The sequence below is a fragment of the Salinisphaera sp. G21_0 genome, from assembly GCF_017744115.1.
Taxonomy (GTDB): Bacteria; Pseudomonadota; Gammaproteobacteria; order Pseudomonadales; family Endozoicomonadaceae; genus Endozoicomonas.
This window is the reverse complement of the sequence record NZ_JAGHQW010000068.1, coordinates 1-26078: the sequence shown is the minus strand read 5'-3', so window position 1 is coordinate 26078 and position 26078 is coordinate 1. Positions and strand designations below refer to the sequence as shown.

Sequence of the window (26078 nt, the reverse complement as noted above, 5' to 3'; positions counted from 1 at the left end):
TGGGGCAACAGCGCGACCACGGCCTCGTTGAACTCTGGTGTTTGCTCCTGGCCATTGTCCACCAGTTTCGCCATGGCCCACAGCAGATTGGCGATACCCTGTGGTTTAAAGTCAGCTTTCTGTGCGTACACGTGGGGCAACAGCGCAGCCACGGCCTCGTTGAGTCTTGATGTCCGCTCCTGCCCGTTGTCCACCAGTTTTGCCATGGCCCACAGCAGGTTGGCGATATGCTGGGGAATAAATTGGCCTTTCTGTGTGTTCACGTGGGGCAACAGCGCGACCACGGCCTCGTTGAACTCTGGTGTTTGCTCCTGGCCATTGTCCACCAGTTTCGCCATGGCCCACAGCAGATTGGCGATACCCTGTGGTTTAAAGTCAGCTTTCTGTGCGTTCACGTGGGGCAACAGCAGGGCTACGGTCTTTTTCAGCCCCGGTGTCTGCTTCTGCCCGTTGTCCGCCAGTTTCGCCATGGCCCACAATAGGTTGGAGATTTCCTGTGATTTAAAGTTAGCTTTCTGTGCGTTCACGTGTGGCAAAAGCGCGGCCACGGCCTCTTTGAGCCCTTGTGTTCGCTCCAGCCCGTTGTCCACCAGTTTCGCCATGGCCCACAGCAGGTTGGCGATTCCCCGGGCATCAATATCCCTGGCTTGAGGTGTTTGGTTGCACTTGAATATTATTGCATCAAGTAGCGTTGACAATAAGGCCGCTTGAGTAAACTTGATACGCTCATCCATGGTTTTATGAGGGGTAAAAACACCCGCTGAAGTCAATGAATGAAGTGTTGTCGTCAGGCTTCGCCAACTCCAACGCCATGTTGCGGTAAAATTTTGCAGCAGACGGATCAGCTTGCCTTGTTCCGCGCGATTTAACGGCCTTTTAGCAGCTGACGTGTATTTTTTAATTGAATTGGCATATTGACTGTGATTTCTCCCATCATATCGATGACCGAAATGATCCGATTTACTCTTCAGATCATCCATTATTTCTTGTTTGATGAGGGCATTAAAATCTTGAGCAGGGTTTATTGAGCGGCACTGTAGATGTTGCGAAGAGCGTGCGGCAGAAGAATGGGAATGGTAAAACTCATTACGCCCCGGGGTAGTGCGGTGGGGATTATCCTGATGACTGACTGAACCCTGTCTATATCGCCCAGGGCTTGAAGAAGCGGCATGGTTATCCGGTTGCTTGTTATCATTACCTGGTCTTGCGTATTGACCACTGATACCAGCATAGGTTCGATGCATAATTATATTTCATTAATTCATGAGAATATAAAAAGCAGACTGCTGTTTTGTTCAGAAGTTCATTTTACTGACGAAGCCAGGATTAAAGACCTGTCGCCAGTTTTTTGCCATCACCTTCAGTCGTGATACCAGTAAGGACTCCATGTTTTTTTGCTGTCTCAGCAACACCCTTATTGTCTCTATCCTCTGTAACTGCCTCGGGAGTGGCCATGGCAGAGAGCAGCAAATCGACCAGATAGCTCATGCAGTCATCAGATGGTTGTTCCAGACAACTGATAAACGCTTTTAAATTGAAGGTTAAGTGATTAAACAGAGTAGCGGAGGACTCAAATACATTAGCTATAGGTTTATCCCGAAAAAAGTAGTTTTGACTTCCGTCCAATCTATAGTCATCCAAGACCTTTCTATGGCTTAACGACTGAGCTTCAATGGCTACTGCCAGGGAAATAAGATTGAGTCTACTCTGCTCGCTCATCAGTAATACGTCCAGACAATTATTGCCATTGATATCTTTGATGGCAGGGTCGCTTCCCCTCTCGATAAGGGGTTGGATATAGGCCTGATCTCGCCTGGCGCAAGCATAATGCAATGGTGTCAGACCGTATTTATCCTGTGAGTTTATATGCCTGCTGACTGGTAAACTTTCTGATTGTATTATTTTTGTGAACACTGGGTATTGTTTTTGATTTCCACTTGTTGAAGCTTTTTTATGTCCTTTGGCAATCAACAGGTGCAGCAAATTTTTCCTGTTACAGTCCTCAATAAAAGGATCAGCACCCATTTCAGTGATTAAATCAATGGCAACCTCACCGCCACCGTTTGCTACGACAGACATTAAACCCGTTACATATTTCCATTCTGGCCACCACAGACAATCATTGATGGACAGGGCTGGATTTTGCTCCAGAATTTCTTTGCCTTCCTGGATAGCCTGGGAAATTTTGGCCATGGAGCTGGTTTTATGATGATTGACAGTCAAGTCCCAGAACCAATGCTGAATGGGAGTTACCGGCCCATCGGGGTTGGAAGACTCTAAAGTGGATGGTGCATCTGACGATGATGCTTGCTTCTCATTAGCCTTTTTAAGGGCTTTAAGATTTTTTCTGACAATTGTCTCTAACTCAGGCTTAGTAGCCTGATTCTCGGGCAAATTTGGCTGATCATCAAGTTTCGCAAATTTCACGCCAGAAAACGATGTGGGAACCATATCTGTTTACCCTGTAGTGTGATTGACGCCAATCTTCAGATTCCTGGAAGAATTATCCAGAGCATCACACCAGACCAGAAAAAAAGGAATAAGTTCAATTTTTTCCCGCAGCCATTCTGATGCTCCCCTGTTGTAGTTCGACAACCTATGCCCCCCCTGGCTCCCGATTAGAAGCCCCCACTACAAACAGTTAACATCGTTGTCGGCTTTACTCCCCAAGCAAAGAAAACGACCTTGGATCTGCAGTGCAGCAGTCTGTTTCGAACCGCAATAACGAAGTAAGATGAAGAACCAGAGTCTGAGGGGCTTTGATAGTACTCGAGTCTGCGTGTACGGAAAACTATAACCACTTCAATACTCTGAGTAAAAAGAATATTTTGAGGATAAATGAAACGATAAAGGCGTGTGAAGTTGTTATATAAAATTTATTATTTTTCGGGGCCTTAAGCCCCGAATTGAAGATATTGAAACGATAAAAAGGCGATCAGGAGGTTCGTTAAACAACAGAACCCAACTGGAAGATTGGCAGATACATGGCAACAATCAGGCCGCCCACCAGTACACCCAGTACCGACATGATGATGGGTTCCATAAGGCTGGTCATGCCATCAACCATATTATCCACTTCTTCTTCATAGAAGGTGGCGACTTTATCAAGCATCTCATCCAGAGAGCCTGATTCCTCACCGATAGAGACCATTTGTATCGCCATAGGCGGGAATATCCCGGTGCTTTTCATGGCAAACTGTAGCTGCTGACCGGTGGATACATCTTCTTTAATTTTTCTTGCCGCATTGGCATAAACGACATTGCCTGCAGCACCGGCGACCGAGTCGAGCGCATCGACCAGGGGAACCCCGGCGGCAAAGGTGGTTGACAGGGTTCGGCCAAAACGGGCAACGGCGGATTTATCCAGAATTTCACCAATAATCGGCAGCTTCAGCATCAGGCGATCCAGACCATCTCTGGCTGTCTTGGATGACTTCAGTGTCCGTGATATCAGGAAGCCGCCAGCGACCAAAGCGCCGAGGACGATATGCCAATATTCCTGGACAACCTCTGATATGTTGATGACAACCTGGGTAAAGGCGGGTAGCTCAGCACCGAAGCCCTGGAAAACCTCTTCAAATTGAGGGACCACCTTCACCAGAAGGATGACGGTAACGATCATCGCAATAAGCACTACGGCAATTGGATAGTTCATCGCTTTCTTGATTTTTGCCTTGAGGGCTTCGGTTTTTTCTTTGTAGGTAGCGATTCGATCCAGCAATGTCTCAAGTGCTCCAGACTGTTCACCAGAGGCAACGAGATTGCAGTACAGGTCGTCAAAATAATCCGGGTGTTGTCTGAGGGAGTCGGCAAAAGTGCTGCCTGAGGCCACTTCATTCTTGATCTTGCCAACCAGGTTCCTCATGGCCTCTTTCTCGATACCGCCGGAGGTAATGTCAAAGGCCTGAAGCAGTGGTACCCCTGCCTTCATCATGGTTGCCATCTGGCGGGTGAACAGGGCTATGTCCATGGGCTTGACCTTACCCCCTCCAAGCCCAATGGAGAGGCTTTTTTTAGAGACTTTGGTCGCCAGGATGCCCTGTTTTCTGAGTTCAGCCTTGACCAGCGCAGCACTGGCACTTTGCATTTCCCCTTTGATCTTTTTGCCGGCTTTATCTTTGCCCTGCCAGACAAAGGTGGCTGTTTTGGTTGGTTTTGCGGCCATTGTATGCGCGATCCATAGCTGTTCTTCTTGATGAGCAGATTAAGTAGTTAACCAAATGGAATCCTATTATCTGGCCAAGTGGACTGTCACTCTGCTGCGTTACAACTCCAGTCACATAGCTAAGGCTATGCTCCCTTCGTTGTGGCTTGCATAGTAACTGTCACTCGACCAGATAATACAATTCCATTTGGCCAACTACTTATAAGTTTACTTCCGCCCAGTTTATATCAGAGCGTTCATAAAAACAGATAATCCTCTGAAATTGAGAACTGATTACTGTTTGTTTCGGTCAAATACAGTGGGTCATTAGGGCCTGCTGAGGTTTCACTGCACGTTCAGCGGGATGTGCAGTCTGGCTTTTATAGCTGCCTTCAGGCTGCGTTGAACCGGTTTGGTTAGATCTCCCCGGTCCGCCTTGTGGAAGTAAGTTGCAGTAGCCAACAGGCCTGTTACCTTTGGTCAACAGAGCCTGATCTGTCGTGTGTTTTTAATTGAAAACTTCGGTTCGTTGAAAACCGTCCACATTGATTGCGGTCAGGCTTTTACCCCAGACGCAGCCAGTGTCCAGGGCGTGGATATTATCATGACCACTGACCCCATCAAGCGCTGCCCAGTGACCAAAAATGATCTGTTCTCGAAAGCAGGGGCTCCCGGAAAAGCTGAACCAGGGCGCATAACCGTTTTTCGGGACAGACCCTTTGCTTTCCAGGTCCAGCATTCCATGGTCATTACAGAAGCGCATCTGGGTAAAGTAGGCTGCGGTAAGCCGAAGTCTTTTCTTCAGCTTAAGCTCATCATCCCATGGCTGAGGCTTAGTGTTTTTGAAAATCTTTTTGAGCCATTTGACATGGTCTTCAGACCGCAGAGCCTGCTCCAGTTCCCGGGCTTGTTCGATAGCCTGGTTAATAGTCCAGACAGGAGGAATACCGGCATGCACCATGGTAATCTTTCGCTGGGCGTCATGGTGCAGCATTGGAAGAAAGCGTAGCCACTGGAGCAGCTCATCAGCATCAGGGGCTTCCAGCACTTCACTCAGGGTGTCTTTGCTTTTCTGCTTGCGAATGCCGCAGGCCACGGCCAGAAGGTGCAGATCGTGATTCCCGAGAACGGCGATACAGCTATTGCCAAGACTTTTCAGGTAGCGCAGTGTTGCCAGAGATTCCGGGCCGCGATTGACCATATCACCAGCAACCCAGAGGACATCGTGCTCAGGGTCAAACTTGAGTTTATCCAACAGTTGTCGCAGAGGGTCATAACAACCCTGGATGTCCCCGACTGCGTAGGTGGTCATTGGCTGTTCCTGAGCTGTTAATGTTGTCTATCGATCAAGTAGTCGGCTATTCGGACAAAATCGGCAAGGGTCAGTACTTCTGGCCGGGCGGCAGGATCAATGCCCAGTGCCTCAAGCTCTTCTGCCTTGAGATTCTGCTTGAGTGTATTACGGATAGTTTTACGCCGCTGGCTGAAAGCATCCCGAACAACCTGTTCCAGTTTCAGAATATCTTTACAGGGATGAGGTAGCTCATGATACGGGGTCATTCGCACGATGGCTGAGTCGACTTTGGGCGCAGGTTTGAATGCCCCGGGTCCTACCGTAAACAGGTAATCGACTTTGCAGTAATACTGCGCCATGATACCCAGGCGACCATAGTGTTTTTCCCCCGGTGCGGCGGCCAGGCGCTGAACCACTTCTTTCTGCAGCATGAAATGCATATCCTGAATCATGCTTTCAAAGCTTAACAGGTGAAAGATTAACGGGGTTGAAATGTTATAGGGCAGGTTGCCAATGATGCGCAGTGGCCGGTCATCGGTTTTCAGGCTGGCAAAATCAAACTTCAGCGCATCGGTTTCGTGAATATGAAAGTTCGGGTTCAGGCCAAAGCGCAGGAGCAGGGTGGGAATCAGGTCTCTGTCCAGCTCTACCACGTCCAGTCCACCGGCACGCTCAAGCACGTCGGCGGTCAGGGCTCCCTGGCCGGGACCAATCTCCACCAGATGCTCGCCCTGTTTCGGGTTGATCGACGCAACGATCTCACCGATAACGCCATGATCGTGAAGAAAGTTCTGGCCGAAACGTTTGCGGGCCTTATGGTAAGGAACGTCTGTCTGGGGCATGAGGAGTATTGCTCATCTGGGGAGAAACAGTCGATGACCATCAGCCATGAAAAATAGATTGCATGGATATCGGTCAAACCCGCAATAATAACGCCCGATTGCTGTTTTTGCCAGAAGCCTATTCCGGGAAGGCAAGCATCTCCAGTGCCGTTTCGATGGCGGTGTATAAACTGCCTGAGTCAATGTTCCCGGTGCCCGCAAGATCCAGGGCGGTGCCATGATCCACCGAGGTGCGAACAATCGGCAGTCCCAGGGTAATATTGACGGCCTGGCCAAAGCCTTTGTATTTGAGTACCGGTAATCCCTGGTCATGGTACATCGCCAGTACGGCATCGGCTTGTTGCAGCAGTTTTGGGTTAAACAGGGTGTCAGCGGGTAAAGGGCCGGTCAGGTTCATCCCCTGTGCCCTGCAATGGTTCAGAACGGGAATAATGGTTTCAATTTCTTCCATTCCCAGGTGGCCACCTTCGCCGGCATGGGGGTTCAGTCCACAGACAAGAATATGAGGCGTGCGGATCGCAAACTTATCCTGTAACTCCCGATGAAGAATGTGAATAACCTGAGTCAGGGAGTCATGGGTAATCGCTGAAGAAACTTCTGAAAGCGGCAAATGGGTGGTGGCCAGAGCTACTCTTAAGCCCTCTGTCGCCAGCATCATCACCACTTTCCCGGTGTGGGTCTGTTCAGCAAGAAACTCAGTGTGGCCACTGAAGGGAATACCGGCGTTATTGATCACTTCTTTATGAACAGGGCCGGTCACCATTCCATCAAAAAGGCCGTTCATGCACCCATCCAGGGCTAACTTCAGGGTATCGAGAACATATTGACCGTTAGCGGGGTTAACGATACCTGCTGTTGCCGGGGTAATCATGGAGACCGGGGCAACCACCAGGGTGTTTGCCCGGGAAGGTTCTCTGATATCCGGGCTAAAGAGTTGCAGGTCAACGGAAAGGCCCAGCTGTATTGCCCGTTGTGCCAATAGCTCCGGATCGGCTGCAATCACCAGTTGTACCGGTTTGGAAAACTCGTGGCCTTGGGTTGCCAGTATCAGGCACAGGTCGGGGCCGATGCCTGCAGGCTCCCCGGCGGTGACCACCAGCCGGGGAATGGGTTGGGTGGTGAAACCGGTCATATCAGAGCTGGATCTCAACGTAGGCCTGATCGCGGATTTCCCGCAGCCAGACTTGCAGTTCTTCTTCAAACTTGCGATTACTGAGCAGTTCTCTTACCTGGTTGCGGCGAACCTGGGTGCTGATGTCAGACTGTCGTTTGCCCAGCACTTCAAGAATATGCCAGCCGTAGGTGGTGCGAAATGGCTCACTCACTACTTTTTCCGGAATGATGTTCATCACGGTCTGGAATTCCGGAACCAGTGTTTCTGGAGAAATCCATCCCATATCACCGCCATTGAGCGCGGAAGCGGTATCGTCAGAATACGCTTTGGCAAGCTCACTGAACGCTTCACCCGCCTGAACCCGCTGATACAGTTTCTTCGCCTGCATCTGGGACTCCAGGTTACTGCGAATTTCATTGGGCTTGATCAGGATATGACGAACATGAACCTGACTCTGAACCACTTTTTTATTACCCCTGGTATCCATCAGTTTGATGATATGGAAACCGGCAGGGCTGCGGATAGCGTCGGATGTCTGCCCCGGGGTCATGTTAATGGCCTGTTCCGCAAACAGTGTGGGGAGCTGGTCGGCTTTTCGCCAGCCGAGGTCACCACCTTCCAGGGCATTCTGCCCCCTGGAGTTGGCAATGGCCAGGGCCTGAAAGTCTGCCCCCTGGCGCAGTTGTCCGGACAGATCATCAGCAAGGCGCTCTGCACTCTGGACCTGGTCGGGTGTGGCATTGTCGGGTGTGGCAATCAGAATATGAGCCAGACGATATTCCGTCTGCGCTTGCGCCAGCCCTTCAGGAGAGCTCAGGAAGTTATCAATTTCCTGTTCGCTGACCTGTACCCGCTGGGCAACCTGGCGCTGGCGAACACGGTTAAGAATCATTTCCCGGCGGATTTCTTCACGGGCCTGGCTGAACGACAGGCCATCTGCTTCCAGGTTTTGCCGGAAGGCTTCCAGGGTCATCTGGTTGCGCTGGGCGATTCGGGCAATGGCATCATTGAGAGCCCAGTCATCAATGCGGATGCCTCCGCGCTTGCCCATCTGGATCTGAATGTTTTCCAGTATCAGCTGTTCCAGCACCTGGTTTTTCAGCACATCTTCCGGCGGCAGGTTGATATTTCTGGATGCCAGCTGGCGATGCACAGCCTCAACACGGGCATCCAGCTCACTCTGCATGATCACGTCCTGATCAATTTTGGCAACGATTCGATCCAGTTCCAGCTGGTTTCGGATGGTGCCTTTCTGCGGGGTTTGCGTCGCGTCATTTGACTGCGCGTAAACGCCACCACTGCTGAAAGACAGCAGGCACAGGGAGGCCAGTGCCATGCTTTTTAATCCCTTCATCATTTACTTCTCATCCCCTGCGTAACCTTTAATACCTTTGATGTACTGTTTTGTGGTGCCACCGGTCAGATCCCCAAGTCCTCTCAGGACAAACTGGAGAAATACGCCGTTTTTGCTGTTGGGGTGATCAATGTTGTCATCATCCTCGACCCACTTGCGCCACAGTACACGTACCTGATAACAGCAACTGTTATATTCGACTCCGGATAATATCTCAAGGTTCCGCTTGTTGGTTAAATCGTACTGCCAGCGGCCCATGGCTGACCAGTTGTTGGTGACAGGCCATGCGATAGAGAGGTCGGTCTGGCTCAGGTTGTTGTCGGTGGTCAGACCGGTATTTTGATCCAGCTCGTTTTTAACAAAACGATCAGCCTGACGCAGGAAACGATAGCCAGCATTCATGACACGGCGATCACCCGGCTTGTACTGGTAGTAAAGACCGTAACTGTCCAGTTTGTTGTTACTGGTATCCCACATCAGATCCTGACGGATGTTCATACTGCGGTTAATGTTATAGACCAGTTCCGATGCCAGTGGTGACACTGAATCCTGCATCTCTTCCAGCAGACGCCTGGTCTCATCGCCCGGGTCGGTATCCAGGTCTTGGTCAGCAACACCCTGATCAATACCGGCAATAGGGCTGATCCACAGTTGACGATCTTCAAAATAAATGATCTGACCAATGCCAAAGCGAACCCGCTCAAAGCCATCATCTTCTATCAGTCGGGTTGTCAGGCCCAGGGAGAGCTGGTTGGCATCACCTAACCGGTCGTGGCCGGAGAAGCGGCTGTCGCGCCAGAGTGAGTTGTAGTTGAAGTTCATCAGTGCGGTATCAAACACCGGGTTCATCTCCTGCCCCTCTTTATAGGGGGAGTAGAGATACTTCATCCTGGGCTCAAGGGTATGGGTGAATGCGGTGCCACCGATATTGGTGAAGCGGTCAAAGTAAAGGCCGCTGTCAATGCTGAATGTGGGTACTGTTGTCTTGGGTGACTCGGTGTAATCTGCTGCAGTGAAGTTGCCGTAGGCCCTATTCAGGTCAGTTTCTACCTCAGTAGCACTCAGATCCGACAGCCGGTATTCAACATGCTGCACCTTCACCGCCGGACGGATAAATGCATAGCTCCAGTCAAAAGAGTAACCTGCCCCGGTTTCCAGGTAGAGCCGTTCACCATTGGCGCTTTTAATACCATAACCTTCGTCGTATATGCTCTCGAAGTATTCGTTATCCGGTGTTGTTTTCGATTCTTCCTTAACATAATGCCAATTATCATCACGGGAGAACTTCGTGTAGTCGGCCACATAATTCAGGTTCAGGGGGGCACTGGCCTGCCAGTTACCAGACAGTTTGATTTGCGGCAGTTTGTTATAGGGGTCATCTGCCGTCTGGTTCATATTCTGGTATTGGTGAGCATCCACACTAAACTGCCAGCTGTGGTTGGTATCGCCCCCCAGATAGCGGGTACCTATCCGCTGGTTCAGCGGCGCATTGGCGGACAGGTTAAGGCTGGTGCTGAAATCATCCAGATAGTTTTTATCACTGGCTTTGGCGTAGTCGACTTCTGCCGTCCAGCGGCTGGTCAGGTTGGTTTGCTGACGATAGTTGAGCAGCCAGCGGTGGTCATTGTAATAAGGGTTCTCTTTTTTCAGCTGATCTTTGTCCAGCAATCCTGACAGCCCCAGTTCACCCTGAGTGTTACCCACCAGATAGCGGAACTCGTTCTCCAGCATTAATCCCCGTTTGCTCATATATCTGGGCGTGAGGGTCGCATCATAGTTGGGTGCAATATTCAGGTAATAAGGTATGGCAAAGTCCAAACCGTTATCACTGCTTTGGGATAGCGTAGGGTAAAGAAAACCGGACTTTCTACGGTCATCAATAGGGAAAGACAAATATGGCGTGTAGAGGATTGGCAGCCCTTGCACACGAACGACGGCATTTTTGGCCAGACCCTGACCACTGTTCATATCAAGGGTTACCTGTTGCCCGGACAGCTGCCAGCCTTTGTCACCCGGAGGACAGGTGGTATAGGTGGCGTCAGACAATTCAAGCGTAGTATCTTCATTGCGGACGATGCGTTTAGCACTGCCCCGGGCTTTCTGCTCATGCATCACATAAGCGGTGTTCTCCAGGGTTGCACGACCGCTGTCGAGTTGTAGATTACCTTTGTCGCCGACCAGCAGGACGCCACTATCGCGAAAGCGAACGTTGCCTTCGAACTGGCCATGGTTCCGGCTTTTGTCCAGCGTGGCGTGGTCACTTTCAAACTGCCGACTGCCCTGACGGACCGTAACATCACCCTTGAAGGTGGCAACTGAGCCTTTGTCATAACTGGATTCATTGGACTCGGCGACAATGGGGGCATTATTGCTATCTCCGCTATAGTCTTTGCCAGGTCTGGGCGGCTCAATATAAGCGCCGCAGCTATAGAAAGGCTCAGTTGATCTTCTCTGCGTCGAGAGTTCCCGGATAGGTTGCCAGTCCAGATGTTGTTTAAGGGAGGCGTTTTGACCGTTGGTGGCAGGCTTTATCGGCGTCGCCGGTTTTTTCGGGTTTCTGACCTGCTGTTTGGCCCCGGGCTTCGGTTGCACCGGTTTGGATTTGCCGGTTGCAGGATGACAACTCCACTGGCCATTAGCCAGTGTCTGGCAGTGCCATTGTTGGCCACCCGAGGGTTCAGCGGCAATAACTCTGGCTGCCGGCTGGCTGGCAATAATGCTGGTTGCAATGACCAGTGTCAGTGCTTTTGGGGTAAAGGGTAATTGGTGCATATCCATAAGCTCAGCAATCCTGGGGCAACATTCTTATTTGGCGAGTCGGGGTAAGAAAAGGCTGCGTTAAAGTAATGGTCTGGTGTTGTTTATTTGGTGATATGAAAGCGGCATATTCAACTTTCTTCTCAGAAGCTGGCCTCATAAATGCGGGTATCGGAAAAAAAAGCGGTAGTCTCTTTTCGGGTTTGAAACCTGTGATGTTCTCGACATAACGAATGAGGTGGCTTTTCATGAAAATAAACTTGCTCGTTCCAGGATCTGTTGACGTTTCGTTGCGTGCTCAGCGGGACGCGCAGGATTAATGCAGAAGGAAGGTTCAAACCTCATAATGTGCATACTGCATTTGAGTCGCAATATTCTATATCCATTTGCACAGGAAATGCAGTGTTAAATCCATTGGGAACTTTGAACACGAGAGCCTGAAATGTCAAATGTCGTCAGGCTTTTCATTTTCTCCCGGGCTGTGAACCTTATGTCAATAGAGCCTAAGCGCCAATAGGCCAGAATAGCTCTCTGTGATAGTCTTGGGTATTGATCTGACATTGCTAATGGGAAGCAAAAGCGTTGGCTACAACAATTTCAGAGCTTCAGAACGATCCTGAAGCCCGGTCTGAAGCATCTTGCCGTCGGGAACAACTGGCACAATGGGTTGTCTCAGTGTTATCCGGCGGACAAAACCCTGCCTTTGATCATGGAAACCTTGATGCAGGTGCTTCAATACCTTTACAAGCCATTGGCAGTGATGCAGGTTTTAGAAAATATTACCGGGTTAAAACCCCTCAGCGGACGTTGGTTGCCGTAGATGCTCCCCCGGCAACGGAAGATACCCGTACCTTTGTTGAGATAGCCACTCACTGGCGGGCAGGTGGGGTTCACGTTCCTGAGGTGTTTGCAGTTGATTATGAGCATGGCTTTATGCTTCAGGAGGATCTGGGGGATACGCCAATGCAGGTTTTACTGCAAGGCTCTGCCGCCGACCAGCACTATCCGCAGCTTCTGGACACTTTACTCACCGTGCAGCAACAGTTGCCTGATAACCTGCCTCCCTACGATGAAAAACTGATCCGCCTTGAGCTGTCTCTTTATCCCCAGTGGTTTCTTGGGGCGCTTATGGGATTTGATGCTGAAGAACCGCAGATTATGCAGCCGCTGACGGGGCTTTTTTCCTCGCTGGCAACAACGTTTCTTGAGCAGCCAAAGGGGACGGTTCATCGTGATTACCATTCCCGGAACCTGATGCTGGCACCGGATGGCAGTATTGGGGTTATTGATTTTCAGGGCGCGCTGCATGGGCCATTGCTTTATGACGTCGTGTCTTTATTGAGGGACTGCTACATAGCCTGGCCTGAAGAAAAGATAAACCGCTGGTTTTTCTCATTTATTGCCCGTCATCCGGTGTTGGCAGATTATGATCAGGAACAGCTAAAAATCTGGTTTGATCTCACTGGTTTACAGCGTCATTTGAAATGTCTGGGGATCTTTTCCAGGTTATGGCTGCGTGATGGCAAACCCGGCTACCTTAACGATATTCCAAGAACCCTGGGGTATGTGATGTCCATCTGTCAGCGATACCCTCAATTCAAAGCCCATGCTGAGTGGCTACAAAAGGGCGTTGAACCTTTGGTTAAAGGACGGCTCAAACAGGTAATGGAGGAAGCCGGTGTATGAAGGCCATGATACTTGCAGCAGGTTATGGCAAAAGACTCAGACCAATTACCCTGTCCATTCCCAAACCGCTGGTACCAGTGGCAGGAAAACCGCTGATTACCTATCATATCGAGCGGCTGGCTCAGGCTGGTTTCAGGGAACTGGTCATTAATCATGGCTGGTTGGGTGAAAAGATTGAGGAGGCTCTTGGCTCAGGTTCCGGTTGGGGGGTAACTATTCAGTACTCCCCGGAAGGCGAGCCTCTGGAAACCGGTGGTGGGATTTGTCGAGCCCTGCCGCTGCTGGCCCAGGGGCAGGTCGGCGAAAGTGACGCCCCGTTTGTGGTGGTGAATGGGGATGTATATACGGATATCTGTCTGAAAAACCTGCACCTCCCGCAAGGCATGCTGGCGCATCTGGTGATGGTTGATAACCCGGACTTTCATCCGACAGGGGATTTTTGTCTCGACGATGGGATTCTTTTTGAGAAAGCAGCAATGCCGGAAAAAGCCGGACTGACATTCAGTGGCGTCAGCATACTATCCCCGCGATTATTTGACGGGTGTCAGCGTGGAACAGCCTTTGCCCTGGCCCCGTTATTGATTGAGGCCATGCAACAGGGCAGGGTCAGTGGCCAGTACCACCATGGTTTCTGGACGGATGTAGGTTCTGTTGAACGGCTACAGGCACTGGAAGTCTATCTTCAAAAACAGCAGCAGGACCGGCCGCAAAGCCAAAACAATCTTCAAGATCAGAGCAGGACTTCATGACCGCAATAGTAATTGGCGCGTTGGTTGGATTCATGACCGGTGGACCCTTTGGCGCTATTTTGGGCGCATTTGTGGGTTCCTGGATTAACCGGACCTATTTAGGTGGGCAGGGAGCTGCTGGCTTCGGGACTTCTGCCGCTTATCGTCAAAAAGCACAGACCGCCTTTTTCAGGGCAACGTTTCTGGTGATGGGCCGTGTGGCAAAAGCGGACGGCCGGGTAAGTGAGTACGAAATAGAAACAGCACGAGCCATTATGCACAACATGCGCCTCTCAGAAGAGCAGCGCAGGATGGCAATAGAGCTGTTTAACGAGGGCAAGAAGCCGTCTTCCGATATTGAAGGTGCGCTTCGGTCATTTCGTGATGTGGCCGGTGCCAGCACACTGATTCCCATGTTTCTGGAGATTCAGCTGTCGGCAGCCTATGCCGACGGTGGGCTGAGCCCTTCAGAAAAAGCGGTATTCAAGCAGGTTTGCAGTATTCTGGGGGTGGGCAACTTTGCTTTTGAGCAAATTCACAAACGGTTTATTGCCCAGAGAGAGTATTATCAGCAAGGTGGCTATCATTCCGGAGCCGGTGGTAACCGACCATCTTCAGGAATGGATCTGAAGCGGGCCTATGATGTTCTGGGCGTGTCAGACAGTGCCTCAGATGCTGAAGTCAAAAAGGCTTACCGTAAGCTGATGAGCGAACACCATCCGGATAAACTGGTGGCAAAGGGGTTGCCTGAGGAAATGATGGCGGTTGCCAAAGAAAAAACCCAGGAAATTCAGGGAGCTTATGATCAGGTTCGGGCAGCCAGGAAGGCCGCAGGATAGTTAGAATAAGCAGCTGTCTTTATGATGATTATGGATAGTTGCTACCTTTGTACAGCCTTCAGGTGAACTTTTTCAGGATTAAGTTGACTAAATGATCAACAGGCTAATTCTTTAACTTGATCATCTGGAGGCCGGGGCTGTGATTTATTCAAAACGTAAGCAGTTTATGTACTGGTATGTTCCAGCCACTACCAGAATAGACCTTGATTCCAATCGTTCTGTGATCTATTGCTTTTCTGAGTTGCCGCGAAAAGTGAGATCAGCACTGAGAAGAAAAAAGAAGTATCTCATTTTCAAAGAAATTAATGAATTCTCCACCTCTATCGTTGAGAGGGAAGTTCAACCTTCTGTTTAATCCTTGCTTTAGATTCTTTGGGTGATCTGGCATTTTCTGGTAAAAATCCTGATTCCTGTCATGACCCAATTGAACTAAAACGTTTAATGGATGTCTGATCTTTCACTGTCAGCAAGTCATCTCAAATGAGTGAATCACGGGGTGGTGAAAGGAAAGGTCGATGAATGTTGCACTTAACGTCAAATATTATTGGGGCCTGAGAGATTTTTATCGTGAAGACAAACCCTACGATGGGTTTGGGGATGTAACAAAGCTAAATATATATTCAGAGGAAAAAAAGGACGAAAACAGAAAAGTCCATCGTGTCGACACTGGCCGGATTGTAAGGGCGGTATCCTGTGATCATCCAATCCTGGTTGATCCGTGCAGGGTAGGCAGTTGCCTTGTAGAAATGGATCTATCCAGCCGTTATATGGTGGTTGGTGATGCGTGGTGTGGCACTGATTTTCAAGGGATTATCAGGAGCTTAAGTGAGAAAAGGATTTACGCCTTGACTGAAGTTCAACGACTTGATGTTAATGCCGTTAAACCAATGCTTGAAAAAAGTTATTACACCGATGACGGTGAGTTAGAGGACACTACCTTTACAGATAATCTGTCTCCGGCAAACATGGCTGAAGCGGGTGTCAAGTTTCTCAGGGATGGGGTCGTAGGTTGCCACTATGCCTATATTGGATGCCATAAACACTACATGAATATTTCTTCAGAGTGGCATGGCTGTCAGACTACACCAACGCTCAGGCATCAAGAGTTGTTTAATAGCCCTCCTTGTATCGAGCTTAAAAAATGCCAATTTCCGGTTTTGACCACTGAGTCTGGTGAAGATGCCACTGGAGCAACTTACCGAATGCTTATTCCTGGTGGTGTTGGCGGACACCCACAAGTCGGTTGTAACGCAGCAATGCTGGTGACTAACAAAAATCATGAATCTCCTGTAATGAATAGAGAAACCGCACAGCACGAAGTGTTGCTGGTAATCATTGACACACTAAAGAAAAAGATCAGAAGCAGCATTGAGGAAAGTAATATTGGTATTCCGGACTTCACCCAACAGGCTCAGCAGTTGATATACCTTGAACATTTCACCCCCTTATTCGGCAAACTTCAGTTGGCAACAGAGCGAATGATCATGCTGATGAACCGGGTTCAATTGCAGGTGGCAGATAAAGATGACAAGGATGTGATCAGAAAAAAACAGATGAGCTTGCTGAAGCTCTGAAAGTGGATGGCATTAAAAAAGAGATGGGCAAAATTATTGATGCAATCACTGATTATGAAAGGGCAAACTTTTTGTCAGTAATGACTAAATGCCCTGCATATCTTAAGCGTGTGGGTGATATTCATGGTATGCCAAGTCTCGATATTGTCGAGCAAGAGCTGGTTAAATTGAGCGAAATTTATTCCAGACATTTTTTTCAGGATGATTTTTTTAACAGGGTCATCAATACTTCGGATTTTAACGATTTGTTTGCTAAATTTCAGCACCATTTCTCGAACAGTTCAGGCGACGATAAATTAATTGTTGATATAACAACTTCCCGAAATGAACTTCTGAAAAGCATAAATGCAGTTCACGAAAAGGTCGAAGAACTGTTAACAACCTACCTGGAAGCTTGTAAAAGCAACGTTCCTGCTGTTTCAGATAACCCGGCTCAAACTTTGCAAAGCCCCCTGTTAGGTGAGATTGTACCCGATTGGTTAAAACCGGCATCCCTGGCTAGTGGTCAAACGTCTATTCCCCGGGAAAAAACAAAGAATGCTTTTCGACTGCCCAACTGCTGCATAACCGGCTGGTTGACTGATGCTAACCATGTCCTTCACTGTCATTTACTACCCTGATTTTTGGTCAGCCTCCAAGACGGCAATGCCCTGCCGCAAGGAATGTTCTTTGCTGCGTTTATATCACGCTGAAGTTCAGCTCCGCACTCTGAACAAGACCATTCTCTTATTCCAATACCTGTCCTACCGACTGCTGTCGGGCATTACCCCGCAGCACGAACAAGTTTGGGTGGAGTAGGATTCGTTGACGATTTCATACACGACTGATCGCCCGATGGCTTTGTATTCCAGTTGTGTTTTAAGCATTGGTGGCCAAAGAGAAGGATAAATATGGCGAAACGGCTTTGGCTATCATGTTTGGCCGCACAGAGAGCAAGAAACTTCTTGAAGACTATGGAGCCCAGGCATCGGGCTGCCTTCTAAAGTGAGCAATAAAATTGAGCGGAGAACCGAATCTTGATTATTTCAAACCTCCACCTCATACTACCCAGCTCGGCGCAGTACCTTTTATCTCTTCATCCTGAATAAATGCCTTCTGGTCAACATCCAAAGATTCACCTTTAACAGTAATAACCGAGCCATCCCGAAGCTCTGCCTGACTGGTGCTATTGCCGTTATTAGCGGTCATGGTGGCTACAACCCGCGCCCCTTCAGTAATCATCGCCTTGAACTGTTGCCAGATAGTTCGTGGATGCCATTGCTTGCATTCCAGATAAACGTTTACTGTCTTGTGAAAATCGGTACCGTACCTGACTTTTTGATTTAACGACATACGTCTTGTTAAAAAATTCTGTTTTTTGTGGAACTCAATCTTCTGACTTTTGTCTTACCCACTGTTTTGAGTCAAATAGGCAGGCTAAAGCAATGAATAGTGTCGGTGTAAACAGGGCAGATGTCCGCTTTAATTGTTCTTCTATCTGTATAAATGACGAACATATCAGAGGACAATTTGGTGGACACTCACTGGTCGAAACATCTTGCAAACCGGAACCCCACGTTTTCCATCTGGGGTGCATCACCCGACACCTTGATGAGCAGAGTGAAGCAAGTCTTGATCAACGCCGATGCAGTGAATGCGGGCAACCGGCACTGCCACTGATTCGTAAGGGCCTGGAAAGCGTTAATGACGACGAATCACCTTATTGTGAATCCCGGATGCTTAATGTCTGCCGTAGCGGTAATCTGAGAACGCTGAACTGGCATCTGGACAAAGACAAGACGTTGGCCAATCAGCCTTACCATTCGGCGCTCACCGGTCATCCTGAATACCTGTTAGCTGTCGCCTTAAAGCACCAGCATACGGATTTAGCCCGGACTTTGATCGACCACGGTGCCGATGTCAATGCTGCCGATCATCAGGGTGAGACGCCCCTGCACATTGCTGCCCATCAGCGCTCAGAGCTCACCGGTCATCCTGAATACCTGTTAGCTGTCGCCTTAAAGCACCAACATACGGATTTAGTCCGGACTCTGATCGACCAAGGTGCCGATGTCAATGCTGCCGATCATCAGGGTGAGACGCCCCTGCACAATGCTGCCCGTCAGCGTTGCACCGAGGTCTTCAATATCCTGATTGAGGCAGGGGCGAATATCAATAATGTACTGCGCACCGCTGTCCGGGAGGGCAATGATTCACTGCTTGAATACCTGATCAGCAACGAACTCAGCCAATCTAACCTTAATATCGCTCTGCGCGAAGCCGCCGGACAGGGACAATCGCAGTACCTTGTACTCCTGTTTAATAAAGGAGCAAACGACCTTAACGGTGCCCTGCGCGAAGCCGCCGGACAGGGGCAAAAGCAGTGCCTTGAAACCCTGATCTCACCGCGAGTCTCACAGCGAACACCAGACCTCAACGGTGCCCTGTGCGCTGCCGCCGAGGGGGGGCAAACGGAATGCCTTGGATTCCTGATCGAGAAGGGTGCAAACGAACTTGATCATGCCTTGTACCGAGCTATTCTGACGCAAAACAACCCGAGCCGGACCTTGCTGGTCGAAGAAGGAGCAAATATTACTACCGTAGTGCACACTGCTGCCAAAAAAGGTGATTGGGAATTTTTCAATTACCTGAACGATCCGACAGAGATCAATGCCACCGATGGGGAAGGTCAAACACCGCTGCATATCACCGCTGCCAATGGGGATAAAACATGCCTGAATAAACTCATTGAAAAGGGAGCGAAGGTAAATGCCACCAATAATAACGGCGAAACAGCCCTGCATTTAGCCGCTCGTTGGGGGCAAACCGATTGCCTGAAAAAACTGCTTGATAAGAAAGTGGATGTCAATGTCAAAATACATATAGATGGTGCTACGCCCCTGCATATGGCCGCTCAGAACGGCCACATAGAGTCCGTCAGGGAGCTGCTGAAAAATTATCAAACCTCAGTCAATGAACAGATGAACGATGGCCGTACAGCTCTCCACTTGGCTGCTTCTGGGGACCACGCAGAGGCCATCCAGATATTGCTGAACTTTGACCCCTCACTGGCCAAAGAGAAGGATAACCTTCTTGACCAAACGGCTCTCCACTTAGCTGCTTATAAAGGCCACACAGAGGCTATCCAGACATTGCTGACCATTGCCCCCTCCCTGGCCAAAGAGAAGGATATACGTGGCAATACGGCTCTCCACTTAGCTGCTTCTGGGGACCACACAGAGGCCATCCAGACATTGCTGGCCTTTGACCGCTCCCTGGCCAAAGAGAAGGATAACGATGGCCAGACGGCTCTCCACGCCGCTGCTTCTAATGGCCACACAGAGGCCATCCAGACATTGCTGACCATTCCCTCCTCCCAGGCCAAAAAGAAGGAGAAGGATAAGTCAGTCCGGACGGCTCTCGCAGCTGCTGTTAACACAACTGCTTTTGCAGTCCACACAGAGGCCACCCAGTCATTGCAGACCATTGACCCCTCCCAGGCCAAAAAGAAGGAGAAGGATAAGTCAGTCCGGACGGCTCTCGCAGCTGCTGTTAACACAACTGCTTTTGCAGTCCACACAGAGGCCACCCAGCCATTGCAGACCATTGACCGCTCCCTGGCCAAAGAGAAGGATAACGATGGCCAAACGGCTCTCCACAAAGCTGCTTCTCAAGGCCACACAGAGGCCATCCAGACATTGCTAACCATTGCCCCCTACCTGGCAAAAGAGAAGGATAACAATGGCCGCACGGCTCTCAACATAGCTTCTTTTAAAGGCCACACAGAGGCCACCCAGGCATTGCTTTGACCCTTCCCTGGCCAAAAAGAAAGATAAATATGGCAAAACGGCTCTCGACTAGGCTATCAAGTATGGCCGCACAGAGTGCAAGAAACTTGCTGAAGACTATAGAGCCTAACCAACGGGCTGCCTTCTAAAGTGAGCAATAAAATTGTGCGGAGAACCGATTTTTGATTATTTCAAACCTCCACCTCATACTACGCCAGGCTCGGCGCAGTACCTTTTATCTCTTCATCCTGAATAAATGCCTTCTGGTCAACACCCACAGATTCACCTTTGACGGTAATAACCGAACCATCCCGAAGCTCTGCCTGAGCCATTGCCGTTATTAACGGTAATGGTGGCAACAATGCGAACGCCTTCAGGAATCAGCGCCTTGAACTGTTGCCAGATATTCGTGTTTGTCATTGCTTGCATTCCGGATAAACGTTCACTATCTGGTAAAAGTTGGCTTCGTACCTGATAAATTTAACGACATACGTCTTGTTAAAAAAATCTGTTTTTGTGGAACTCAACCTGCTGACTTTTGTCCTACCCACAGTTTTGAGTCAAATAGCAGACTAAAGCAATGAATGGTGCCGGTGTAAACAGGGCAGATGTCCGCTTTAATTGTTCTTCTATCTGTATAAATGACGAACATATCAGAGGACAATTTGGTGGACACTCACTGGTTGAAACATCTTGCCAACCGGAACCCCACGTTTTCCACCTGGGGTGCATCACCCAACACCTTGATGAGCAGAGTGAAACAAATCTTGATCAACGCCGATGCGCTGAATGCGGGCAACCGGCACTGCCACTGATTCGTAAGGACGGGGAAAGCGTCGATGACGACGAATCACCTTATTGTGAATCCCGGATGCTTAAAGTGGATGTCAATGTCAAAACACATACAGATGGTGCTACGCCCCTGCATATGGCCGCTCAGAACGGCCACATAGAGTCCGTCAAGGAGCTGCTGGAAAATTATCAAACCCCAGTCAATGAACAGACGAACGATGGCTGTACGCCTCTCCACTTAGCTGCTCGTAATGGCCACACAGAGATCGTCAGGGCACTTAAGGAAATTGCCCCCATGCGCGTTGATGTCAAGAATAACAATGGTGATACGGCTCTCCACGAAGCTGCTCGTCAAGGCCACACAGAGACCGTCAATGCATTGCTGGAAATTGACCGCTCCCCACTGCTGGTCAAAGCGAAAAATAACGATGACGAAACGGCTCTTCATTTAGCTGCTCGTAAAGGCCACACAAAGGCATCAAGGCATTGCTGACCATTGCCCCCTCCCTGGCCAAAGAGAAGAATAAGAATGGCCAAACGGCTATCCCTCTCCACTACGCTGTTTACAATGGCCAAACAGTGGCCATCCAGACATTGCTGAACTTTGACCCCTCACTGGCCAAAGAGAGGGATAACGATAGCTGGACGGCTCTCCACTTCGCTGCTTATAAAGGCGAAACCGGGGCCATAAAAGCATTGCTGACCAATGCCCCCTCCCTGGCCAAAGAGAAGGATAAATATGGCCAGACGGCTCTCCACGTCGCTGCTTTTAAAGGCCACACAGAGGCCAGCCAGACATTGCTGAACTATGACCCCTCATTGGCCAAAGAGAAGGATAACGATGGCTGGACGGCTCTCCACAAAGCTGCTGATGCTGATAAAGGCCACGCAGAGGCCATCCAGACATTGCTGGACTTTGACCCCTCACTGGCCAAAGAGAAGACTAACGATGCCCAAACGGCTCTCCACGCCGCTGCTCTTAACGGCCACACAGAGGCCATCCAGACATTGTTGAACTTTGACCGCTCACTGGCCAAAGAGAAGGATAAATATGGCAGAACGGCTCTCGACTTCGCTGCCATTTGGGACAGCACAGTGGCCATCCGGGCATTGCTGAACTTTGACCTCTCACTGGCCAAAGAGAAGGATAACAATGGCCAAACGGCTCTCCACTACGCTGCTGAAAAAGGCCACACAGAGGCCATCCAGACATTGCTGAACTTTGACCGCTCACTGACCAAAGAGAAGAATAAGTTTGGTGATACGGCTCTCCACTGGTCTGCTGCTAAAGGCCGCACAGAGGCCATCCAGACATTGCTGGACTTTGACCCCTCACTGGCCAAAGAGAAGACTAACGATGCCCAAACGGCTCTCCACGCCGCTGCTCTTAAAGGCCACAAAGAGGCCATCCAGACATTGCTGAACTTTGATCGCGCACTGGCCAAAGAGAAGGATAAATATGGCAGAACGGCTCTCGACTTCGCTGCTATTTGTGGCAGCACAGAGGCCATCCGGGCATTGCTGAACTTTGCCCCCTCACTGGCCAAAGAGAAGGATAACAATGGCCGCACGGCTCTCCACACCGCTGCTCTTAAAGGCCAAACAGAGGCCATTCAGACATTGCTGGACTTTGACCCCTCACTGGCCAAAGAGAAGGAGAACTCAGGCGGAACGTCTCTCCACTTCGCTGCTTATAATGGCCAGACAGAGGCCATCCAGACATTGCTGAACTTTGCCCCCTCACTGGCCAAAGAGAAGTGTAACCTTGGCCGGACGGCTATCTACTGGGCTGCTCTTGAAGGCCAGACAGAGGCCATCCAGACATTGCTGAACTTTGCCCCCTCACTGGCCAAAGAGAAGAATAACGATGGCCAAACGGTTCTCCACTCAGCTGCTTATCAAGGCCACACAGAGGCCATCCAGACATTGCTGAACTTTGACCGCTCCCTGGCCAAAGAGAAGAATAATTGTGGCAATACGGCTCTCCACTGGTCTGCTGCTAATGGCCACACAGAGGCCATCCGGGCATTGCTGGCCTTTGACCGCTCCCTGGCCAAAGAGAAGAATAAGTTTGGCGAAACGGCTCTCCACTGGTCTGCTGCTAAAGGCCACACAGAGGCCATCCAGACATTGCTGAACTTTGACCTGGCCAAAGAGAAGACTAACGATGGCCAAACAGCTCTCCACTTCGCTGCTTGTCAACCCCACACAGAGGCCATCCAGACATTGCTGAACTATGACCCCTCACTGGCCAAAGAGAAGAGTAGCCTTGGCAATACGGCTCTCCACTTCGCTGCTTATTATGATGGCCAAACAGAGGCCATCCAGGCATTGCTGAACTGTGACCCCTCACTGGCCAAAGAGAAGGATAACGATGGCCAAACAGCTCTCCACTCAGCTGCTTATCAAGGCCACACAGAGGCCATCCAGACATTGCTGGAATTTGACCGCTCCCTGGCCAAAGAGAAGAATAAGTGTGGCAATACGGCTCTCCACTGGTCTGCTGCTAAAGGCCACACAGAGGCCATCCAGACATTGCTGGCCTTTGACCGCTCACTGGCCAAAGAGATGGATAACCGTGGCCAAAGGGCTCTCCACTACGCTGCTTATTGGGGCAGAACAGAGGCCATCCAGGCATTGCTGAACTTTGACCGCTCCCTGGCCCAAGAGAAGGATAGAGATGGCTTGACGGCTCTCCACAAAGCTGCTCTTAAAGACCACACAGAGGCCATCCAGACATTGCTGGCCTTTGACCTTTCTCTGGCCAAAAAGAAAAATAACCTTGGCCGTACGGCTCTCCACAAAGCTGCTGAAAAAGGCCAAACAGAGGCCATCCAGGCATTGCTGAACTTTGACCGCTCACTGGCCAAAGAGAAGGATAACAATGGCCAAACGGCTCTCCACGCCGCTGCTTGTGAAGGCCAAACAGAGGCCATCCAGACATTGCTGAACTTTGACCCCTCACTGGCCAAAGAGAAGGATGAATATGGCGAAACGGCTCTCGACTTGGCTATCATGTTTGGCCGCACAGAGTGCAAGAAACTTCTTGAAGACTATGGAGCCCAACCATCGGGCTACCTTCTAAAGTGAGCAATAAAATTGAGCGGAGAACCGATTCTTGATTATTTCAAACCTCCACTTCATACTGCGCCAGGCTCGGTACAGTACCTTTTATCTCTTCCTGAATAAATGCCTTCTGGCCAACACCCACAGATTCACCTTTGATGTTAATAACCGAACCATCCCGAAGCTCTGCCTGACTGGTGCCATTGCTGTTATTAGCGGTCATGGTGGCTACAACCCGCGCCCCTTCAGTAATCATCGCCTTGAACTGTTGCCAGATATTTGTGGTTGTCATTGCTTGCATTCCGGATAAACGTTTACTGTCTTGTGAAAGTTGGTTTTGTACCTGTCTTTTGGATTTAACGACATACGTCTTGTTAATAAAATTCTTTTGCTGTTTTTTGTGGAACTAAATCTGCTGATTTTTGTCCTACCCACAGTTTTGAGTCAAATGGCAGGTTAAAGCAATGAATGGTGCCGGTTTAAACACGACAGATGTCCGTTTTACTTGTTCTTCTATCTGTATAAATGACGAACATATCAGAGGACGATTTGGTGGACACTCACTGGTCGAAACATCTTGTAAACCGGAACCTCACGTTTTCCACCTGGGGTGCATCACCCGACACCTTGATGAGCAGAGTGAAACAAGTCTTGATCAACGCCGATGCAGTGAATGCGGGCAACCGGCACTGCCACTGATTCGTAAGGACGGGGAAAGCGTCGATGACGACGAATCACCTTATTGTGAATCCCGAATGCTTAATGTCTGCCGTAGCGTTAATCTGAGAATGCTGAACCGGCATCTGGAGAAAGACAAGGCGCTGGCTAATCAGCCTTACCGCTCGGCGCTCACCGATCATCCTGAATACCTGTTAGCTGTCGCCTTAAAGCACCAACATACGGATTTAGCCCGGACTTTGATCGACCACGGTGCCGATGTCAATGCCGCCGATCATCAGGGTGAGACGCCCCTGCACATTGCTGCCAGAAAGGGAGACTGTGAATTTTTCAATTACCTGAACGATCCGATACAGATCGATGCCACCGATGGGGAAGGTCAAACACCGCTGCATATTACCGCTGCCAATGGGGATAAAACATGCCTGAAAAAACTGATAGAAAAGGGAGCGAACGTAAATGCCACCAATAATAACGGCGAAACAGCCCTGCATATAGCCACCAAAATCAGCATCAGCGAGGGCCGTCAACAATGTGCTGCCATGGGCATAGATATCACTGGAACCCTTATTAACGGCAAGACCTTCGAACACTATACCATCGAAAAAGAAAACGACATTGGGTATCTGCGTGAGCTTGCTGATAACAGAGGAGTGGACTTTAATGCCCGTGATAACCACGGTATCACACCTTTGATGATAGCGGCTCTTTGGGGCAAATCAGATCACCTGACTTATTTGCTTGAAAGAGCGGATATCAATATCGCTGATAACAGCGGCAATACGGCATTGCATTTCGCCGCTTGTTGGGGGCAAACCGACTGCCTGAGAAAACTGCTTGATAAGAAAGTGGATGTCAATGTCAAAACACATACAGATGGTGCTACGCCCCTGCATATGGCCGCTCAGAACGGCCACATAGAGTCCGTCAATGAGCTGCTGAAAAATTATCAAACCTCAGTCAGTGAACAAATGAACGATGGCTGTACGCCTCTCCACTTAGCTGCTCGTAATGGCCACACAGAGATCGTCAGGGCATTTAAGGAAATTGCCTCCATGCGCATCCAAGTTGATGTCAAGAATAACAATGGAGATATGGCTCTCCACGAAGCTGCTCGTCAAGGCCACACAGAGACCGTCAATGCATTGCTGGAAATTGACCGCTCCCCACTGCTGGCCAAAGCGAAAAATAACGATGACGAAACGGCTCTCCACACAGCTGCTGCTAAAGGCCACAAAAAGGCCATCCAGACATTGCTGGACTTTGACCCCTCCCTGGCCAAAGAGAAGAGTAACCATGGCTGGACGGCTCTCCATAAAGCTGCTGAAAAAGGCCACACAGAGGCCATCCAGACATTGTTGGACTTTGACCGCTCACTGGCCAAAGAGAAGGATAGAAATGGCTTGACGGCTCTCCACTCAGCTGCTTATCAAGGCCATACAG

21 protein-coding genes and 1 pseudogene are annotated in these 26078 nt (G+C 49.7%); 9 read left to right on the top strand and 13 right to left on the bottom strand.

The annotated features are described in order from the left end of the window. The 9 genes from J7439_RS22210 to J7439_RS22170 all read right to left on the bottom strand — a co-directional run. Positions 1-1244, bottom strand: a 1244-nt coding sequence (locus tag J7439_RS22210) for a DUF1601 domain-containing protein (RefSeq protein ID WP_209204237.1), incomplete at its 3' end; no start/stop codon positions are given. A gap of 82 nt (positions 1245-1326) precedes the next feature. Then, positions 1327-2451 carry an ankyrin repeat domain-containing protein gene (locus J7439_RS22205; RefSeq protein WP_209204236.1) on the bottom strand — a complete coding sequence of 375 codons (1125 nt, stop codon included), beginning with the start codon at positions 2449-2451 and terminating at the stop codon, positions 1327-1329. Between the two features lie 6 nt (positions 2452-2457). Next, a complete protein-coding gene (locus J7439_RS22200) occupies positions 2458-2595 on the bottom strand; it encodes a hypothetical protein (protein WP_209204235.1) in 138 nt (45 codons plus the stop codon). A gap of 352 nt (positions 2596-2947) precedes the next feature. Next, on the bottom strand, positions 2948-4165 hold the full coding sequence (locus J7439_RS22195; RefSeq protein ID WP_209204234.1) for a type II secretion system F family protein: 1218 nt from the start codon (positions 4163-4165) through the stop codon (positions 2948-2950). 487 nt (positions 4166-4652) lie between these two features. Continuing rightward, positions 4653-5456, bottom strand: a complete 804-nt coding sequence (locus tag J7439_RS22190; RefSeq protein ID WP_209204231.1) for a symmetrical bis(5'-nucleosyl)-tetraphosphatase — start codon at positions 5454-5456, stop codon at positions 4653-4655. 17 nt (positions 5457-5473) lie between these two features. Next, positions 5474-6280 (bottom strand): 16S rRNA (adenine(1518)-N(6)/adenine(1519)-N(6))-dimethyltransferase RsmA, encoded by an 807-nt coding sequence (gene rsmA / locus J7439_RS22185; RefSeq protein ID WP_209204230.1) that lies wholly within the window; start codon positions 6278-6280, stop codon positions 5474-5476. 118 nt (positions 6281-6398) lie between these two features. After that, complete coding sequence (gene pdxA / locus J7439_RS22180; RefSeq protein ID WP_209204228.1) at positions 6399-7412, bottom strand: 4-hydroxythreonine-4-phosphate dehydrogenase PdxA; 1014 nt, start codon at positions 7410-7412, stop codon at positions 6399-6401. A gap of 1 nt (position 7413) precedes the next feature. Next, positions 7414-8751, bottom strand: coding sequence for a peptidylprolyl isomerase (locus J7439_RS22175; protein ID WP_209204226.1), 1338 nt, complete (start codon positions 8749-8751; stop codon positions 7414-7416). Then, complete coding sequence (locus J7439_RS22170) at positions 8752-11526, bottom strand: LPS-assembly protein LptD (RefSeq protein WP_209204224.1); 2775 nt, start codon at positions 11524-11526, stop codon at positions 8752-8754. A gap of 561 nt (positions 11527-12087) precedes the next feature. On the opposite strand from J7439_RS22170, the gene J7439_RS22165 reads away from it, so the two are divergent. The 5 genes from J7439_RS22165 (at position 12088) to J7439_RS22145 (ending at position 16952) form a co-directional block, all read left to right on the top strand. Next, positions 12088-13191, top strand: a complete 1104-nt coding sequence (locus tag J7439_RS22165; RefSeq protein ID WP_209204223.1) for an aminoglycoside phosphotransferase family protein — start codon at positions 12088-12090, stop codon at positions 13189-13191. Continuing rightward, positions 13188-13940, top strand: coding sequence for an N-acetylmuramate alpha-1-phosphate uridylyltransferase MurU (gene murU, locus J7439_RS22160; protein WP_209204221.1), 753 nt, complete (start codon positions 13188-13190; stop codon positions 13938-13940). Before J7439_RS22165 ends, murU begins: the two co-directional genes overlap by 4 nt. After that, on the top strand, positions 13937-14758 hold the full coding sequence (djlA, locus tag J7439_RS22155) for a co-chaperone DjlA (RefSeq protein WP_209204219.1): 822 nt from the start codon (positions 13937-13939) through the stop codon (positions 14756-14758). Before murU ends, djlA begins: the two co-directional genes overlap by 4 nt. Positions 14759-15273: 515 nt before the next feature. Continuing rightward, on the top strand, positions 15274-16332 hold the full coding sequence (locus tag J7439_RS22150) for a hypothetical protein (RefSeq protein WP_209204218.1): 1059 nt from the start codon (positions 15274-15276) through the stop codon (positions 16330-16332). Positions 16333-16334: 2 nt separating this feature from the next. After that, on the top strand, positions 16335-16952 hold the full coding sequence (locus tag J7439_RS22145) for a hypothetical protein (protein WP_209204216.1): 618 nt from the start codon (positions 16335-16337) through the stop codon (positions 16950-16952). Between the two features lie 7 nt (positions 16953-16959). Here the strand turns inward: J7439_RS22145 and J7439_RS27315 are convergent. Both J7439_RS27315 and J7439_RS22130 read right to left on the bottom strand, forming a co-directional pair. Then, a pseudogene (locus J7439_RS27315) lies at positions 16960-17198 on the bottom strand (zinc ribbon domain-containing protein); the annotation flags it as partial. A gap of 172 nt (positions 17199-17370) precedes the next feature. Beyond that, positions 17371-17664, bottom strand: a complete 294-nt coding sequence (locus tag J7439_RS22130; protein WP_209204213.1) for a hypothetical protein — start codon at positions 17662-17664, stop codon at positions 17371-17373. 92 nt (positions 17665-17756) lie between these two features. On the opposite strand from J7439_RS22130, the gene J7439_RS22125 reads away from it, so the two are divergent. Further along, positions 17757-20120, top strand: coding sequence for an ankyrin repeat domain-containing protein (locus J7439_RS22125; protein WP_209204211.1), 2364 nt, complete (start codon positions 17757-17759; stop codon positions 20118-20120). 261 nt (positions 20121-20381) lie between these two features. On the opposite strand, the gene J7439_RS22120 is transcribed toward J7439_RS22125, so the two are convergent. After that, on the bottom strand, positions 20382-20519 hold the full coding sequence (locus J7439_RS22120; protein ID WP_209204209.1) for a hypothetical protein: 138 nt from the start codon (positions 20517-20519) through the stop codon (positions 20382-20384). Between the two features lie 160 nt (positions 20520-20679). Here J7439_RS22120 and J7439_RS22115 point away from each other — a divergent pair, with 160 nt between their 5' ends. Together J7439_RS22115 and J7439_RS22110 are read left to right on the top strand one after the other, a co-directional pair. After that, positions 20680-21384 carry an ankyrin repeat domain-containing protein gene (locus J7439_RS22115; protein WP_209204207.1) on the top strand — a complete coding sequence of 235 codons (705 nt, stop codon included), beginning with the start codon at positions 20680-20682 and terminating at the stop codon, positions 21382-21384. After that, the gene (locus tag J7439_RS22110; RefSeq protein WP_209204206.1) at positions 21378-23981 is read left to right on the top strand and encodes an ankyrin repeat domain-containing protein; all 2604 of its coding nucleotides are present in this window, start codon (positions 21378-21380) and stop codon (positions 23979-23981) included. The genes J7439_RS22115 and J7439_RS22110 overlap by 7 nt, the downstream gene beginning before the upstream one ends. 37 nt (positions 23982-24018) lie before the next feature. Here the strand turns inward: J7439_RS22110 and J7439_RS22105 are convergent, their stop codons facing one another. After that, positions 24019-24249, bottom strand: coding sequence for a hypothetical protein (locus tag J7439_RS22105; RefSeq protein WP_209204204.1), 231 nt, complete (start codon positions 24247-24249; stop codon positions 24019-24021). Positions 24250-24421: 172 nt separating this feature from the next. Here J7439_RS22105 and J7439_RS22100 point away from each other — a divergent pair. Continuing rightward, on the top strand, positions 24422-26078 hold a 1657-nt coding region (locus tag J7439_RS22100; protein ID WP_209204202.1), incomplete at its 3' end, for an ankyrin repeat domain-containing protein.

Excerpts from the sequence above, each read along its gene's own strand:
- J7439_RS22190 (WP_209204231.1), bottom strand. The coding sequence starts at position 5,456 with ATGACCACCTACGCAGTCGGGGACATCCAGGGTTGTTATGACCCTCTG.
- J7439_RS22205 (WP_209204236.1), bottom strand. The coding sequence starts at position 2,451 with ATGGTTCCCACATCGTTTTCTGGCGTGAAATTTGCGAAACTTGATGAT.
- J7439_RS22120 (WP_209204209.1), bottom strand. The coding sequence starts at position 20,519 with ATGACAAACACGAATATCTGGCAACAGTTCAAGGCGCTGATTCCTGAA.
- J7439_RS22150 (WP_209204218.1), top strand. The coding sequence starts at position 15,274 with ATGAATGTTGCACTTAACGTCAAATATTATTGGGGCCTGAGAGATTTT.
- J7439_RS22105 (WP_209204204.1), bottom strand. The coding sequence starts at position 24,249 with ATGACAACCACAAATATCTGGCAACAGTTCAAGGCGATGATTACTGAA.
- J7439_RS22125 (WP_209204211.1), top strand. The coding sequence starts at position 17,757 with ATGAATAGTGTCGGTGTAAACAGGGCAGATGTCCGCTTTAATTGTTCT.
- djlA (WP_209204219.1), top strand. The coding sequence starts at position 13,937 with ATGACCGCAATAGTAATTGGCGCGTTGGTTGGATTCATGACCGGTGGA.
- pdxA (WP_209204228.1), bottom strand. The coding sequence starts at position 7,412 with ATGACCGGTTTCACCACCCAACCCATTCCCCGGCTGGTGGTCACCGCC.
- J7439_RS22170 (WP_209204224.1), bottom strand. The coding sequence starts at position 11,526 with ATGGATATGCACCAATTACCCTTTACCCCAAAAGCACTGACACTGGTC.
- J7439_RS22175 (WP_209204226.1), bottom strand. The coding sequence starts at position 8,751 with ATGATGAAGGGATTAAAAAGCATGGCACTGGCCTCCCTGTGCCTGCTG.
- murU (WP_209204221.1), top strand. The coding sequence starts at position 13,188 with ATGAAGGCCATGATACTTGCAGCAGGTTATGGCAAAAGACTCAGACCA.
- J7439_RS22195 (WP_209204234.1), bottom strand. The coding sequence starts at position 4,165 with ATGGCCGCAAAACCAACCAAAACAGCCACCTTTGTCTGGCAGGGCAAA.
- rsmA (WP_209204230.1), bottom strand. The coding sequence starts at position 6,280 with ATGCCCCAGACAGACGTTCCTTACCATAAGGCCCGCAAACGTTTCGGC.
- J7439_RS22115 (WP_209204207.1), top strand. The coding sequence starts at position 20,680 with ATGAATGGTGCCGGTGTAAACAGGGCAGATGTCCGCTTTAATTGTTCT.
- J7439_RS22130 (WP_209204213.1), bottom strand. The coding sequence starts at position 17,664 with ATGTCGTTAAATCAAAAAGTCAGGTACGGTACCGATTTTCACAAGACA.